Origin of the sequence: Caenimonas sedimenti, from assembly GCF_007833165.1 — a bacterium.
GTDB lineage: Bacteria > Pseudomonadota > Gammaproteobacteria > Burkholderiales > Burkholderiaceae_C > Ramlibacter > Ramlibacter sedimenti.
In genome coordinates this window covers 168,262-183,458 of the sequence record NZ_VOBQ01000011.1, presented here as the reverse complement: position 1 = coordinate 183,458, position 15,197 = coordinate 168,262, and the positions used below count along the sequence as shown (strand labels likewise).

Here is a 15,197-nt window from a genome sequence, read left to right as displayed (position 1 = left end):
CTCCAAAACCCGGGATTCACCCCTTGCGGGCCGTTCGTTCGGGGACAATCCGGCGATGAAACGCCGATCCGCTCTTCTTTTCGTGCTCCTGGCATGCTCCTTCGCGCACCGGGCAGCCGCCGACTGCATGCCCAACGGCAGCGGCAAGATGGTCTGCGGGCCGCCGGAGTCCAGCTGCATGCAAGACCGCTACCGCGAGGTCGTCTGCTCGCCCTCGGGCGGCGGGATCGCGCTGGACCGCTACCAGAACCCGGTCTGTGGCGCCGGCGCTTGCGTGCGCGACGTGCGCGGGGACATCCACTGCTCACGCACCGCCCGCGGATCCGCGGCCATCGACATGAACGCGGCCGCAGCCTGCACCGATGGTTGCGCGCCGGCCAGCGCGGCCATGTGCGTCAAGCCGGCGCCGTCGAACTGATGAACCTGCCCCGCCTCATCCTGACCCTGGCCGAGAGCCGCATCGAAGCCCTGGTCGCCCGGTCGGAGGAGGACCGGGAGCAGGGCTTGATGGAGTGCCGCTCCCTCGGGCCCGATGAAGGCATGCTCTTCGTGCAGGACGAAGCGAAGGAAGCCTGCTTCTGGATGAAGGACACGCCGCTGGACCTGTCCGTCGCCTTCATCGACGAGCAGGGGAGGATCCTGAATGTCGAGGACATGGAAGCAGATTCCCTGGAAAGCAAATGCGCGGCCGGGCCGGCACGCTACGTGCTGGAAATGCGCCTCGGCTGGTTCGGCGAGCACGGCATCCGGGCCGGCGACACGATCGAGGGGCTGCCACCCCTCGAGGGCGTCACGCCCCCGGCTTCGCCAGCTGCAGCCGCATGAAGCTGTAGATCAAGGCTTCCCGCAGCGCGTAGATGTTCGGGTCGCTGCGCCCGGAATGCCCGCCGCTGGTTTCCTCGTAGAGCCAGGTGCTGCCATGACCCAGGCTGCGCATCTGCGCCACCATCTTGCGCGCATGTGCCGGGTGCACGCGGTCGTCGTTGCGGTTGCCGATGAAGAGGGTGGGCGGGTAGGTCTTGCCGCCATCCGCCTTCGTGGCGTTCTGGTAGGGCGACCACTTCGCCAGCACCGCGCGGTCCGCGGGGCGCGCCGGGTCGCCGTATTCCTCGATCCACGAAGGCCCGGCGAAGAGCCGCGTGAAGCCGAGCATGTCGGTGAGCGGCACGCGCGACACGACGGCACCGAACAGCTCGGGCCGTTGCACCAGGACGGCCGTGACCAGCGCGCCGCCATTGCTGGCGCCGTAGATGCCCAGTTGCTTCGGCGTGGTGATGCCGCGCGTCACGGCGTCCTGTGCCACCGCGATGAAGTCGTCGAAGCCGACCTGGCGCAGCGGTCCCTTCGCGGCGTTGGTCCAGGCCTGGCCGAACTCACCGCCGCCGCGGATGTGGGCGAGCACCAGCGCCCCGCCGTATTGCAGCCAGTTGATGCCCGCCATGCGCTGGTATTCGAGGTCGACAGTGAGGCCGAAGCCGCCGTAGCCGTACAGCACGGCGGGCACGGGGCCGGTGCGGTTCTTCGGAGCGACCACGGTGTAGGGCACTGGCGTGCCGTCGGGCGCGCGCGCTTCGAACTGCTGCACGGCCAGCGCGGAGGCGTCGAAGGCGTGCGGGGCCGACTTGGCCAGCACGGGTGCCGCAGGCGCCTCCGCGTCCACCAGTGCATAGAGCTGCGGCGAGATCGGTGCCTGCGTCGTCATCCAGAAGCGATTGCTCTTGTCCGGCTGGTCGGCATTGATGTTGAGCACCCCGAATTCCGGGGCCGGCAGCGGCGTGGCGCGGAAGCCTTCCGCGGTGCGCCGATGGAACACGAGCTGCGGCCGCAGGTTGTCGCTGGCCGCCACCACGAAGCCGCTCTTCACCCGCTCGGTGCGCACCAGGCGCCGGCGCCCGGCCCCTTCGAACAGCAGGTGGATCTCGCGCTTCGCTTCCAGGGCCTGCGCCAGGGGAATGGTGAGCAGGCTGCCTTCCGGGTAGGTGCGTCCTGCGGTGGTCCAGGGGTTGCGCAGGCCCACCATCAGCCATTCGCCATCGAGCCAGGCGTTGCAATCCAGCGGCAGGTCGACTTGCCGCGCGGGCCCGTCGGCTTGCAGCAGGAACCGCTCGTTCTCGAAGAAGCGGATGCGCCGGTGCAGCAGCGCCGCGGGCGGCAGCTGTTCGCCGCGGCGGGCCCAGCCCCAGACCTGCACGTCACCCGGCGCGCAGCGCAGGACTTCAGGCGCGGCCAGCAGGTCGGTGCCGCGTTTCCAGCGGCGCAGCACCATCGCATAGCCGCTCGTGGTCTGGCTGTCCGGCGTGGCGCGGGCGATCAGCAGTTCGTCGGGGCCGAACCAGCTGATGGACTGCTTGGCCGTGGGCGCCTTGAAGCCATCGGCGACGAAGCCGCGCTGCTTCAGGTCGAATTCGCGGAGTTCCAGCTTGTCCTCGCCGCCCGAGGAGAAGTAGACCAGCGCGCGCTGGCTGCCGGCGTCGACGTTGGCACCTTCGTAGACCAGATTGCGGGCTTCCTCGCGCGCCAGGTCGTCGACGTTCAGCAGCGTCTGCCAGGACGGCTGTTCCCTGGCGTATTCCTCCAGCGTGGTGCGGCGCCACATGCCATGCGGCCGGCGCGCGCTGCGGAAGAAGTTGTAGAGATGCTCGCCCTGGCGCGAGACGAACTGGATGTTGCTGGACGACGAAAGCGCGGCCAGCGTCTCGCGGCGGCGCCGGGCGAAATCCGGATCCTTGGCGATCAGGGCCAGCGCATCGGCGTTCTGGCCGTTCACCCAACCGAGCGCTTCCGGGCTCTCGAGGGTTTCGAGCCAGGCATTCGGGTCGGGGTTGGCCTGGCCCCAGGTGCTGGAGACACCGGCAGTGAGGGACCATAGGAGAAGGTCGCGGCGTTGGATCATGCGGAATTCTCGCGCAACCATCCTTAAGGGAAGCCAAAGAATGGAAGCTCTGGATTCCCGCCTCCGCGGGAATGACGGCCTTTCGGTCTTTGGCTCCCGTTAAGGCGCGGCTTGCACAATCGTGCCATGCACATCCTCCTGATCGAAGACGACCTGGACCTCGGCGGCGCGCTGCAGTCCGCCCTGAAGGTGGAAGGCTTCAGCAGCGAATGGCGGCGCCGTGCCGCCGATGCGCCGGCCAGCGTGGATGCCGACACCGTCGACTGCGTCCTGCTCGACCTCATGCTGCCGGACGGCAACGGCTTCAACGTGCTCGCGCGCTGGCGCGCCCAGGGCAACAAGGTGCCGGTGATCGTGATCACGGCGCGCTGCGCCATCGAAGACCGGCTGCACGGCCTCGACGGCGGCGCCGACGACTTCGTGATCAAGCCCTTCGCCACGGCCGAACTGGTGTCGCGCATCCGCGCCGTCCTGCGGCGCAGCGCGCGCCAGGCGTGCGAGCGCTGGGCGCTGGGCGACCTGGTGATCGAGCCGCGCCGCCACCAGGCGACGCGTGGGGGGATGCCGCTGGAACTGTCGCCCCGCGAGTTCAATCTGTTGCTGGAACTCGCGCGTGACCCCGGCGCCGTGGTGCCGAAGGGCGTGCTGGCGCAGCGGCTCGACCCGTTGGGCGACCCGGTGGACTTCGGCGCCATCGAGGTCCATGTCTCGAACCTGCGCCGCAAGGTGGGTGCGGAATGCATCCGCACCGTGCGCGGCGTGGGCTACATGCTGGAGGCGACATGAATCGCGCAATGAATTTCCTGCAGGCGCTGCGCGCGCCGACCTTGCAGCGGCGCAGCGTCGGTGCCGTGCTGGCCGCATTCCTGCTCGTGTGGATCGTGCTGGTGGCCTACCAGTTCCACAAGTACCACCGCTTCCTCGAGGAAGACCAGCCGTACCAGAAGTTCGGCAATGCCGTCTTGCTGTCGGTGGACGACATCCCCGACGCCGCGCAGGCGGCCGCGGCACTGCGCGCGTCGGCGCGCTGGATCAACATCCGCCGCAAGGAGATCGGGCGCCTGCCGGGCGAGATCCAGTTCGAATTGCGGGACAAGCAGGGCCGCTTGGTCTACGGTTTCATCGACGCCGACCACGGGCCGCACCTCAGCTACCAGGGCACGGGCAAGCACTGGACGCTGCGTTCGGTGGAGCCGATGCGGACCGCCCAGCGCTTCATCACCTACAACACGCCCTTCATCGGCGAATACCTGCTGCTGGCCATGCCCTTCGTGTTGATTCCGGTGTGGCTGTCCGTGCGCACCGGCCTGAAGCCGCTGCAGCGCTTCGCGCAGGGCATCGCGTCGCGGCACCCGGACGACCTGCGTCCGCTGGCCGAGCAGCCGAAGCACCAGGAGCTGAAGCCGCTGGCCAGCGCGCTCGATGGCATGCTGGACCGGTTGCGGCATCGCTTCGACCGCGAGCGCCTGTTCGTGCAGGACGCCGCGCACGAAATCCGCACGCCGCTGGCCGTGGTGACGACGCAGGCGCACGTGATGGCGCATGCCGAAAGCGCCGAGGAGCGGGTGCGCGCCTACGGCCTGCTGAACCAGGCGATCGCCCGCGCGTCGCACCTGGCGCAGCAACTGCTGATGCTGGCCACGCTCGACGACTCGCAACGTCCGCCCGCGCGCCACATCGACGTGGCGCAAGCCGCGCGCGAGATCCTGGCGCAGGCGGTGCCGCAGGCGATGGCGCGGCGCATCGAGTTGTCGCTGGAAGCGCCGGACCACCTGCTGATCGCGATCGACGAGCCGGCCTTCACGTCGATCCTGCTCAACCTGGTGGACAACGCCATCCGCTATGGCCGCGAGGGCGGCAACGTGGTGGTCTCGTTGCGCGGCGACGAGGAGCGCATCCACCTGCAGGTGCAGGACGACGGTCCGGGCATTCCAGAGAGTGAGCAAGCGCTGGTGTTCGAACGGTTCTACCGGGGCGCGGGGCAGGAGGTGTCGGGTTCCGGCCTGGGGCTCGCGATCGTGAAGCAGGCGGCATTGCGAATGGGTGGACGGGCGCTGGTCACCGCGGGCCTGGCCCGGCAGGGGGTCGGCTTCCTGGTGAGCTTGCCGGTGCCGGGGTTCGTCGCGCGCTGAGCGGGTGCCCCTCAACCCGGCGTGGCGCTGCGTCCCAGCGACTGCGCCATGAAATCCACGAAGGCGCGGACGCGCGCCGTCGCCTGGTGGCGCTGCGGATAGACCGCGTAGATGTCGGCGTTGGGCGCGCTGTACTGGGGCAGCAGGGCCACAAGGCGGCCGTTGCGCAAGTACCGCTCGATGTCCCACTCGGCGCGCAGCAGGATCCCATGGCCGTCGAGGGCCCAGCTGACTGCGATCTCGCCGTCGTTCGTCGTCAGGCTGCCCCGGACCTTGATGTTCTCCGGCTTGCCCGCGCGTCCCCGCGTGAGGCGCAACACGCCGTAAGCCTCTTCGCCTTGCCGGATGCTGATGAAATTGTGGCCGGCGAGTTCGGTGGGTGACTTCGGTTCGCCGTGGCGCGCGAGGTAGGAAGGCGCGGCGCACAGCAAGCGCCGGTTGGGCGCGATCATGCGGGCGATCACGCGCGCGTCTGGCGGCGGCCCGAACCGGATGCACACATCGAAAGCGTCCTCCGTGAGCGGGGGCGGATCCACCGAAAGCTGCAGGCGAACTTCCACCCGCGGGTACTTGCGCCCGAATCGCGAAATCACCGGTCCCACGTGGATGCGCCCAAAGCCCAGGGTGGCGTTGACCCGCAACAGGCCGCTCGGGGTGGACTTCGACTGGCCCAGCAACTGGTCCATCTCATCGAGCTCGCCCAGGATGCGCTGCGCGTGTTCGAGGTAAATCTCCCCCTCGGCGGTCAGGCTCATCCGCCGCGTCGTGCGGTTGACGAGCGGCAACCCCAGCCGCGCCTCCATCTGCGAGAGGCGCTTGCTGACGGCGGCGGTCGTCAGGCCCTGCTCGCGCGCCGTCGCGCTCAGGCTGCCGGATGCGGCCAGCAGGGCAAAGAAGCCGAGGTCGGCCGGGAGAACGCGGGAGGGCATGGGCGAAACGATTATTGAATCAGATTTGACAATGGTTCAAATCTAGACGCGGTTGCAGCGTGTGTCCAGGCCCTACATTCGCAGCCACCTTTTCCCGGAATCGCAACCATGAAGACTTACGCAATCGCCACCATCCCCGGTGACGGCATCGGCAAGGAAGTCGTGCCGGCCGGCCAGGAAGTCATGCAGGCGCTGGCCTCCGGCAGCAGCCAGTTCCGCTTCGAGTTCGAGAACTTCGACTGGGGCGGCGACTGGTTTCGCGCCCACGGCGTGATGATGCCGGAGGACGGCCTGCAGGCGCTGCGCGGCAAGGACGCCATCCTGTTCGGCTCGGCCGGCGACCCGCACATCCCGGACCACGTCACGCTGTGGGGGCTGCGCCTGAAGATCTGCCAGGGCTTCGACCAGTACGCCAACGTGCGGCCCACGCGCATCCTTCCCGGCATCGACGGCCCGCTCAAGCGCTGCGGCCCCGACGACCTGAACTGGGTGATCGTGCGCGAGAACTCCGAAGGCGAATACGCCGGCGTGGGCGGGCGTGTTCACCAGGGCCATCCGATCGAGGCGGCCACCGATGTTTCGATGATGACCCGCGCCGGCGTCGAGCGGATCATGCGCTTCGCGTTCAAGCTGGCCCAGTCGCGACCGCGCAAATTGCTGACCGTCGTCACCAAGAGCAACGCACAGCGCCATGCCATGGTGATGTGGGACGAGATCGCCGTCCAGATCTCGAAGGAATTCCCGGACGTGACGTGGGACAAGGAACTGGTCGACGCCTGCACGGCACGAATGGTGAATCGCCCCGCCACGCTGGACACCATCGTCGCGACCAACCTGCACGCGGACATCCTGAGCGACCTGGCCGCGGCACTGGCCGGCAGCCTGGGCATCGCGCCCACCGGCAACATCGATCCCGAGCGCCGTTACCCGTCGATGTTCGAGCCGATCCACGGCTCGGCCTTCGACATCATGGGCCAGGGCCTGGCCAACCCGGTGGGCACCTTCTGGTCGGTCGTGATGCTGCTCGAGCACCTGGGCGAGCAGGAGGCCGCCGGCCGGCTGATGCGCGGGATCGAGCGGGTGACCGCGGACCGCTCATTGCACACCCGGGACCTGGGCGGCACGGCGACCACGGCGGACGTCACGCGCGCCGTCTGCGATGAACTTGTCGGTGCGCGGAAGTTGGCCGCGTGAACGCAGGAGACAAGAGCATGAAACCGTCCATCCCGTTCGCGCGTCGTGGTGTCTTCAAGGCTGCCTTCGGCGTCATCGCGGCGTTCGCCGCGCAGGCCGCATTCGCGCAGTCCTGGCCGGCGCGGCCCATCACCCTGGTGGTTCCGTTCGCCACCGGCGGGACCACCGACGTGCTCGCGCGCGCCGTGGGCCAGGAACTCTCGACCGCCCTGGGCCAGCCGGTCGTCATCGAAAGCAAGCCGGGAGCCGGCGCTACGCTGGGTGCCGACTACGTCGCCAAGGCCAGGCCCGACGGGTACACCTTCCTCATGGGCGCGGTCCACCACACGATCGCGACCAGCGTCTACAAGAAGCTGCCGTACGACTTCCAGAAGGACCTGGCGCCCGTCAGTGTCGTCGCCCTGGTGCCGAACGTGCTGGTCGTCCATCCCAACGTCGCGGCCAAGAGCGTCGCGGAGATCGTGGCGCTGGCCAAGGCCAGCCCGGGCAAGCTCACCTACGGTTCCAACGGCAACGGCACGGGCCAGCACCTGATCGGCGCGCAGTTCGAAGGCATGGCGGGGATCGATCTCCTTCATGTCCCGTACAAGGGCAGTGGCCCGCTCACCACCGATCTGCTGGGCGGCCAGATCGCCATGTCGTTCGACACCATCACGCCGGTGCTCCCGCACATCAAGGCCGGCAAGCTGCGCGCGCTCGCGATCACCACGAACAAGCGTTCGGTGGCACTGCCCGACGTCCCGACATTGGACGAGGCCGGCCTCAAGGGTTTCAATCTCGGCACGTGGTTTGGCGTTCTCGCGCCCGCGGCCACGCCGGCGCCGATCATCGATCGCGTCAGCAAGGAGATCCAGCGCATCGTGAACCAGCCGGAGTTCAAGAAGAAGATGGAAGAACTCGGCGCCGAGACCATCGGCAGCACGCCGGTCCAGATGGCCAGGCAGATCAAGGACGACACCGAACGCTTCGCCAGGCTGGTGAAGGATGCGAAGGTCACGATCGAGTAAAACGAACGTTGCGGTTCTCTTCAACGAGCCCGGCATCGAACCGCCATGGGAATACACAAATTGCAAATTCGTGCGGTGCGGTGTCGCGGCATCGCACAGCGCCCGTAACAAGCTGCATCTGACGCGTAACTTTCAGCTCCTCGCCCGCTTAGGGGAAACCGTGCTTTCCTGCTCTCCTTTTGAGAGCAGACGCAATCGCTAATCGCAACTCCTCGTAAGAGCCGTAACCCCGCGGTTTTGCGCTTGGCGTTACTCATCCGTTGGCAGAGACTTCGCTGCGTGCGCGAGAGGAGGAACGCGATGCGTTCCGCTCCGCACAGCACGGAGCAGTCCCCATGAAACGTCGTCACCTTCTTGTCCGCAGCGCCGCCTTGGGTGCCGCCACCGTCGCCGGCCCCTGGGCCACGGCGACCGCCGCCAGCCCCGTCGTCGTGGGGCAATCCGCCGCCCTCACCGGGCCCCAGGCAGGTTTCGGCACCGCGATGCGCGACGGCATCCTGGCCGCGTTCAACCGCTACAACCGGCAGGGCGGCTGGAACGGCCGCCCCGTGCACCTCGTCTCACTCGATGACAAAGGTGACAAGGCGCAGACGGAAGCCAACGTCACGGCGTTCGTGGGCAACAAGGACATCCTCGGCCTCACCGGCTTCACCACGCGGCCCTGTTCCGAGGCCGGTGCCGTGATGGCCGCGAAGGACGGCATCGCGCTGGTCGGCGCCTTCTCGGGCACGCCGCTGCTGTACGGCGAAAAGGCCGCGACGACCTTCACGACCCGCGCCAGCTACGAGCGGGAGCTCGAAGCCATCGTGCGCCACTACCGCTTCCTCGGCGCGACCAAGTTCGGTTTCGTTCACCTCGAGGACGCGCGCGCCACCAACGTGCCGCTGCTCGAATCCATCCTGGCGCGCAACGGCGGCCAGCTCACGGTGACAGCCGCGGTCGACCGCAAGGGGCCATCGCTGAACGCAGCCGCGATGAAGACGCTCGAGACCAACCGGCCTGAAGTGCTGATCATCCTGGCCAACAACGCGCCGCTCACCTCCTTCCTGCGCGAGTACGCGCCGCGCGAACTGGTGCTGCCCAAGATGGTCATCTCGTTCGTCGATCGCGAGAAGCTGCTCGGCGAACTGGGCAAGGACGCCGCGGGCGTCGGCTTCAGCGTCGTGGTTCCGGAATACACGAAGGAGAAATACTGGGTGGTGCGTGACTTCCTCGCGCAGGCGAAGGAGCAGAAGTTCACCATCACCCCGGTCGCGCTCGAAGGCTACGTCACGGGTCTCGCGGTGATCGAGGGCCTGCGCAAGTCGGGCAACGACAGCCGGCTGGGCTTCATCGACGGCATGGCGCGCGTCGGCGGGCTGGACCTGGGATACACCAACATGCGATTCGGCCGCACCGACCGTACCGGGTCGCGCTTCGTGGACCTGTCCCTCGCCTCGCGCGGATCCGGACTGGTCTAGAGTGGCGGGCATGACCCTCACGCATTCCCGCATCGCCCCCGCACTCGGAGTCCTGGTCGACGGCGTTGCCCTCGCCAGCCTCACCCCGCAGGAGTTCGATGCGCTCTACCGCCTCTGGGGCGAGCACCACGTGCTGGTGCTGCGCAACCAGGAACTGACCAACGCCGGGTTCGAGCGTTTTTCGGCCATGCTGGGCGAACTCGACCCGCCGCCCAACCAGGGCGCCGGGCGCAAGAGCGTTCCCGGCCATCCGAACCTCTATGTCGTGTCGAACCGCAAGTCGGAGCAGGGCGAGCCGCTGGGCGCGCTCGGCGACGGCGAGGCGCAGTGGCACACCGACATGTCGTACCTGGAGCGGCCGCCGTTCGCGTCGATGTTGTGGTCCATCGAACTGCCTTCGGAAGGCGGCGACACCTGGTTCGCGAGCATGCCGGCGGCGCTGCGTTCCATGCCGGCGGACCTGGTGCAGCGGATCGAGCGGCTGTCGATCAAGCACGACGGCACCTACGACAGTGGCGGCAACGTGCGCAAGGGCATGACCGCCAATGACGACCCCACCCAATCGGTCGGTACGCTGCATCCCATCGTGATCCGCCAGCCGGAGACTGGCGAGCGCACGCTCTACCTCGGCCGCCGCCGCAACGCCTACATCCCGGGCCTGTCTTTGCCGGAGTCCGATGAATTGCTGGACACCATCTGGGCGTACGCCACCGCGCCGGGCGTGACGCTGCGGCACCGCTGGCAGCTCGGTGACGTGGTGCTCTGGAACAACTTCACCACCATGCACCGGCGCGACGCCTTCCCGCCCGACCAGTTCCGCACCTTGCATCGCTCGCAGATCAAAGGCCGGAACATTCCCCAATCCGCCAGTTCCACCCCATCGCCCAAGGAGTTCGCATGATTTCGCGCCGCCACTTCACCCAGGGCCTCGCGGCTTCCGCCGTCCTGGCCGCGCCGGGCGTGCGCGCGCAGGATCCGTTTCCCAACCGGCCGATCCGGCTGGTGGTGGGGCTGGCTCCCGGCGGCATCGCCGACATCACCGCCCGCATCATCGCGCCGCGCCTGGGTGAAGTGCTCGGCCAGTCCGTCGTGGTCGAGAACCGCACGGGCGCCGGCGGCGCCATCGCCACACGCGCGGTGGCGGCGAGTGCCGCGGACGGCCACACGCTGCTGATGGCGTTCGACGGCACGCACGTCACCATTCCGGCCGCCAATCCGGCGATCGGATTCGACCCGATCGGCGAGTTCGCACCCATCGGCAAGGCGGTCGACGCGCCGGTGCTCATCACCTCGCACCCGACGTTGCCCGCGCGCGACTTCGCCGAGTTCGTCAAGCTGTCGCGCCAGATGCTCACCACCGGCAGCGCGATGGGCCGGCTGTACGACTACGGCACGGCCGGGGTCGGGAGCACGGGGCATCTCACCATGGAGTTGCTGAAGCAGCGCCTGGGCTTCTTCGCCGTGCACATCCCTTACCGTGGTGGTGGCGAAGCCCGGGGCCAGGTGCTGGGCCGGCAGATTCCGCTGATGCTCGCGGCCGTGCCCACGACGTCCGGCGACATCAAGCACGGCGCGCTGAAGGGCCTGGCCGTGACGAGTGCCAAGCGGTCGGCCGCGCTGCCCAACGTCCCGGCGCTGGCCGAGCTGATGCCGGAGCTGAAGGGCACCGACATCAATTCGTGGGTCGGTGTGGTGGCGCCCGCCAGGACGCCGTCCGCCGTGATCGCCCGGCTCGATGCCGCGCTGAAGCAGACCCTGGCGCACGACGACGTCCACTCGCGCCTGCTGAATGCGGGGTCGACACCGGTGCGCAGTTCGCCGGAGCTGTTCGCGTCGCAGATCGCGGAAGATTTCGCGCGCTGGAAGCGCGTGATTTCGGACGCCAAGCTGAAGCTCGATACGTGAACCAGCGGCCGCCGCGAACGATCACTGCGGCGGCCCGGCGCGCAGCAGACGAACCTGCTGCAGCACCTTCACCTTCTTCATCCTTCCCGCATCCGAAGCCTGCATGGCGCGCTGCACCTGCGCCTTCGGTGCGCCCGTGGCCGCCAGCGAAAACGCCGACCTCAGGCCTTCGGCCTCCTCGGCGAGTGCGGCTTCGAGCGCCATGCGCGCGGCATGAAGTTCCGCGGACAGGCATTGCTTCACGGGCTCCGGCGCGTGCTGCATGGGTCGATCCGATTGGGGCTTCATTGGTTTGTACCTTCAGCCCACCATGCCCCATCGCGGCTCACCTGTGCGTAGGACGCAACTGATCATGGGCATCCTCAGCAGGCTTGCATTGCAAAGCCGGCCGGATGCGTGCCACGGATGAGGACAGACTGCGTAAGATGCGCGCCGTGACCAACGCCGATCCACCCGAGGAGGCGCCGCCCGCCCCGCCAGGTTCCCGCACCGGCGAGGGCTCGGCCAGCGTGTTGCCGCATCTGCAGCGGCAGCAGACCGACGTGCCCGACGACAAGTTGCCGGACGGGGAACGCGAACGCGAGGGCCCGGGATGATGCGCCCTATCATCGCTGCCCATGTGCGCCAACTATGTCCCCGTCACCAGCGGCGACCACATGCTCACGTTCTTCGGGGTGGAGCGCGACTTCAAGAACGAACTGCCGCCAGAGGCCTGGCCGCTGGGCTTCGCGCCATTCATCCGCCGGGCGCCCCCGGGCAGTGAGACGAGGCGGGTCGCCGAGTCCGGCATGTTCGGCCTGCTGCCGGACTTCACCAAGGACCTCGCTTTCGGCCGCCGCACCTACAACGCCCGCTCCGAAACCGTGCACCAGCTTCCGAGCTTTCGCGAAGCCTGGCGCAAGGGCTGGCGCTGCATCATCCCGGCACTCGCCATCTACGAGCCCAACTACGAAAGCGGCAAGGCCGAGCGCTGGATGATCCACCAGCCCGGTGCGGTGCCCATGGGGCTGGCCGGCATCTACCGGGCCTGGCGCGGGCCGGACGGCCGCGAGATGTTCACCTTCGCGATGCTGACCGTGAACGCCGACGACCACCCGTTCTACCGCCGCTTCCACAAGCCCGGCGAGGAAAAGCGCATGGTCGTCATCCTGCATCCCGGCGACTACGACCGCTGGCTGGAATGCGAGGTGGAGGAGGCGCCGCAGTTCTTCCGGCAATGGCATGGCACGCTGGAAGGCTATGCCAAGCCCTTGCCCCCGCGGGCGCCGGCCCCCAAGCGCGGCAAGCCCGCCCCGCCCCAGGATCCGGGCCTGTTCTGAGAAGCCCGCACAATCCGCGCATGCAGCTCAAGGTCGGTGAACTCGCCCGCTCGTCCGGCCTCACGGTGCGGACGCTGCACCACTACGACGAGATCGGCCTGCTCAAACCGTCGGGCCGCTCCGATGCGGGCTACCGCCTGTACAGCCAGGAAGATGTCGCGCGCCTGCACGGCATCCAGGCGCTGCGGCACCTGGGCCTGGCGCTGAACGACATCGCTGGACTGCTCGATGGCCAGCAGGCGGCGCCTGATCTGATCCTCGAGCAGCAGATGCGCGCGCTCGACCGCGAGATCGCGCAGGCCACCGAACTGCGCGGCCGCCTGGCCCTGATCCGGGACGGCATCCGCGAGGGCACGGAACCGGCCATGCAGGACTGGTTGAAGGCGCTCTCCCTGATGGCGACCTACGGCAAGTACTTCAGCTCCGCCGAGCTGAAGGCCATCTTCAGCGGCTTCAAGAAAATCGAGCGCGAGTGGCACGCGTTGCTGGACGAGGTCCGCGTCGTGATGGATCGAGGCGCCGAGCCCGCCAGCGCCGACGTGCAGGTTCTGGCCCGCCGCTGGATGGGCCTGGTGCACTACTGGATGGAAGGGGACTTCGTGCTGATGGAGCGCTGGGGCGACATGTACCGGCGCGAGCCCTCGGCGCACGGCCACAAGGGGGGTCCGCCGACGGACATGTTCGCCTTCATGCAGGCCGCCATCGAGCTCCGCATGGGGCTGATGCTGCGCCACCTGACCAAGGAAGAACTGGGCCGCATCCGGCCCCTGCCGGAGGCGGAGTGGGCAGCCCTGAATGCCGACGGCCTGGCGCTGCTGGCCACGGGGGCGCTCACCGACAGCCCACAGGCCCAGGCCCTGCGTGACCGCTGGCTCGACTTGCAGAACCGCCTGGTGGGCGGCGACCAGGACATGCGCCGCAAGCTCCTGCTGGCGCAGCGCAGCGAGCCCCTGCTGCTGGCCGGCTCGCCGCTCGCCGCCAAAGTGCGCGATTTCCTGCTGCAAGGCGAAAAGACGCTTGACCCTCACGTGACGTGAGGCCCCACAGTCGGCGTCACCATGAACGACCGACCTGCTCCTTCCACGCGCGGTGCCGTGCTGCGCGACCGCAACTTCCTCTGGATGATGGTCGGCGGCGCCATCTCGCTGCTGGGCGACCAGTTCACGCTGATCGCGCTGCCGTGGCTGGTGCTCCGGATGACCGGCGACACCATGGTGCTGGGCACCGTGCTGGCGTTGATCGCCGTCCCGCGCGCCGTGTTCATCCTGGTGGGCGGCGCGATGGTGGACCGCTATTCGCCCAAGACGGTGCTGATGCTCACCAAGCACGCCAACACCCTGCTGCTCGGCGTGCTGGCCGTGGGCGTGTTCACCGGGGGCCTGAGCCTGCCCGTCATCTACCTGTTGTCGCTGGGCATCGGCGTGGCTTCGGCCTTCAGCATTCCCTCGGGCACGTCGATGCTGCCGCACGTGGTGCGGCCGGAGCACCTGGCCGCGGCCAACGGCGTGATGCTGGGGATGCGCCAGGTCAGCATGTTCCTGGGCCCGCTGGTGGCCGGCGTGCTGATCGCGGTGTTCGGCGACGGAGCGGGTGGCGACATGGCCAATGCGAAAGGCATCGCGATCGCGCTGGCCTTCGACGCTTTCAGCTTTGCCCTGTCGGCGTGGACGCTGTCCAAGGTGGTCACGATCGCCACGGCCCCGCGCCCTGACGGGCCGCAGCTGGGCGTGTGGAACTCGATCGCGCAGGGCCTGCGCCACGTGCGGGGCGACGCGGAGCTGTTCACCTGCTACTTGTACTGGGCGGCGGTGGCAGTGCTGGTGATGGGGCCGCTGCACATCGCCTTGCCGGTGCTGGCCAGCAGCCGGCCGGAGCTGGGCGCCTCCGCCCTGGGCCTGATGCTGGGCGCGCATGGCGCGGGCACCCTGGCGGGGATGATCCTGTCCGGCATGCGCCCCGACCTGCGGCTCGGTACCCTGGGCACGACCATGCTGGCGATCGACGTGGTCATCGGCCTGATCACGATCCCGTTCGGCTATGTCGAAGCCGCGTGGCAAGGCGCGTTGATCATGGGATCGATCGGCCTGCTGGCCGGCTTCATGCAGGTCGGCGTGTTCACCTGGCTGCAGAAGCGCGTTCCGCCGGCGCTGCTGGGCCGCGCCATGAGCCTGTTCATGTTCATCTTCATGGGCCTGGTCCCCATCGCCGCGGCCGCCACCGGCTGGCTGCTGCGTGCGATCACGCTCCCGCAGCTGTTCGCCGGCTGCGGTGTGTTGCTGGTGCTGGTGGCGGTGGCGGCGATGCTGGTGTCGCCGCTGCCGAGGATGCGCGACGCGCGGGGGCCGACCGCCGCGTGAG

The 15,197-nt window shown here is 68.4% G+C and carries 16 protein-coding genes; 13 read left to right on the top strand and 3 right to left on the bottom strand.

What is annotated here, in order from left to right:
• The first annotated feature begins 55 nt into the window (after positions 1 to 55).
• Positions 56 to 418, top strand: coding sequence for a hypothetical protein (locus FN976_RS14155; protein ID WP_145893686.1), 363 nt, complete (start codon positions 56 to 58; stop codon positions 416 to 418).
• Positions 418 to 825 carry a DUF192 domain-containing protein gene (locus FN976_RS14150; RefSeq protein WP_145893685.1) on the top strand — a complete coding sequence of 136 codons (408 nt, stop codon included), beginning with the start codon at positions 418 to 420 and terminating at the stop codon, positions 823 to 825. Before FN976_RS14155 ends, FN976_RS14150 begins: the two co-directional genes overlap by 1 nt.
• Here the strand turns inward: FN976_RS14150 and FN976_RS14145 are convergent.
• Positions 791 to 2,893 (bottom strand): prolyl oligopeptidase family serine peptidase, encoded by a 2,103-nt coding sequence (locus FN976_RS14145; RefSeq protein ID WP_186510903.1) that lies wholly within the window; start codon positions 2,891 to 2,893, stop codon positions 791 to 793. The two genes, FN976_RS14150 and FN976_RS14145, sit on opposite strands and share 35 nt — an antisense overlap.
• Positions 2,894 to 3,019: 126 nt before the next feature.
• Between FN976_RS14145 and FN976_RS14140 the strand changes: the two genes are divergently transcribed.
• Positions 3,020 to 3,679 (top strand): response regulator, encoded by a 660-nt coding sequence (locus tag FN976_RS14140; RefSeq protein WP_145893683.1) that lies wholly within the window; start codon positions 3,020 to 3,022, stop codon positions 3,677 to 3,679.
• Positions 3,676 to 5,025, top strand: coding sequence for an ATP-binding protein (locus FN976_RS14135; protein ID WP_145893682.1), 1,350 nt, complete (start codon positions 3,676 to 3,678; stop codon positions 5,023 to 5,025). The genes FN976_RS14140 and FN976_RS14135 overlap by 4 nt, the downstream gene beginning before the upstream one ends.
• 11 nt (positions 5,026 to 5,036) lie before the next feature.
• Here FN976_RS14135 and FN976_RS14130 read toward each other — a convergent pair whose 3' ends face one another.
• On the bottom strand, positions 5,037 to 5,954 hold the full coding sequence (locus FN976_RS14130; RefSeq protein ID WP_145893681.1) for a LysR family transcriptional regulator: 918 nt from the start codon (positions 5,952 to 5,954) through the stop codon (positions 5,037 to 5,039).
• A gap of 108 nt (positions 5,955 to 6,062) precedes the next feature.
• Between FN976_RS14130 and FN976_RS14125 the strand changes: the two genes are divergently transcribed.
• From FN976_RS14125 to FN976_RS14105, 5 genes are all read left to right on the top strand, one after another.
• A complete protein-coding gene (locus FN976_RS14125; RefSeq protein WP_145893680.1) occupies positions 6,063 to 7,148 on the top strand; it encodes a tartrate dehydrogenase in 1,086 nt (361 codons plus the stop codon).
• A gap of 17 nt (positions 7,149 to 7,165) precedes the next feature.
• Complete coding sequence (locus tag FN976_RS14120; RefSeq protein WP_145893679.1) at positions 7,166 to 8,155, top strand: tripartite tricarboxylate transporter substrate binding protein; 990 nt, start codon at positions 7,166 to 7,168, stop codon at positions 8,153 to 8,155.
• A 335-nt stretch (positions 8,156 to 8,490) separates the two neighbouring features.
• Entirely contained in the window at positions 8,491 to 9,615 is a 1,125-nt protein-coding gene (locus FN976_RS14115) for an ABC transporter substrate-binding protein (RefSeq protein ID WP_145893678.1), read from the top strand.
• 10 nt (positions 9,616 to 9,625) lie between these two features.
• Entirely contained in the window at positions 9,626 to 10,516 is an 891-nt protein-coding gene (locus FN976_RS14110; protein WP_145893677.1) for a TauD/TfdA dioxygenase family protein, read from the top strand.
• Positions 10,513 to 11,520 carry a Bug family tripartite tricarboxylate transporter substrate binding protein gene (locus tag FN976_RS14105; RefSeq protein ID WP_145893676.1) on the top strand — a complete coding sequence of 336 codons (1,008 nt, stop codon included), beginning with the start codon at positions 10,513 to 10,515 and terminating at the stop codon, positions 11,518 to 11,520. The genes FN976_RS14110 and FN976_RS14105 overlap by 4 nt, the downstream gene beginning before the upstream one ends.
• Positions 11,521 to 11,541: 21 nt before the next feature.
• Here FN976_RS14105 and FN976_RS14100 read toward each other — a convergent pair whose 3' ends face one another.
• On the bottom strand, positions 11,542 to 11,808 hold the full coding sequence (locus FN976_RS14100) for a hypothetical protein (RefSeq protein WP_222432820.1): 267 nt from the start codon (positions 11,806 to 11,808) through the stop codon (positions 11,542 to 11,544).
• Positions 11,809 to 11,945: 137 nt separating this feature from the next.
• Here FN976_RS14100 and FN976_RS28890 point away from each other — a divergent pair, with 137 nt between their 5' ends.
• From FN976_RS28890 to FN976_RS14085, 4 genes are read left to right on the top strand one after another with little or no spacing between them, the layout of a single operon-like run.
• Positions 11,946 to 12,116: a hypothetical protein gene (locus tag FN976_RS28890; RefSeq protein ID WP_186510902.1), complete on the top strand. Its 171-nt coding sequence runs from the start codon at positions 11,946 to 11,948 to the stop codon at positions 12,114 to 12,116.
• Between the two features lie 21 nt (positions 12,117 to 12,137).
• Complete coding sequence (locus FN976_RS14095) at positions 12,138 to 12,839, top strand: SOS response-associated peptidase (protein WP_145893674.1); 702 nt, start codon at positions 12,138 to 12,140, stop codon at positions 12,837 to 12,839.
• 20 nt (positions 12,840 to 12,859) lie between these two features.
• Positions 12,860 to 13,876, top strand: a complete 1,017-nt coding sequence (locus FN976_RS14090) for a MerR family transcriptional regulator (RefSeq protein WP_145893673.1) — start codon at positions 12,860 to 12,862, stop codon at positions 13,874 to 13,876.
• 21 nt (positions 13,877 to 13,897) lie between these two features.
• On the top strand, positions 13,898 to 15,196 hold the full coding sequence (locus FN976_RS14085; protein WP_145893672.1) for an MFS transporter: 1,299 nt from the start codon (positions 13,898 to 13,900) through the stop codon (positions 15,194 to 15,196).
• Position 15,197 lies beyond the last annotated feature (1 nt).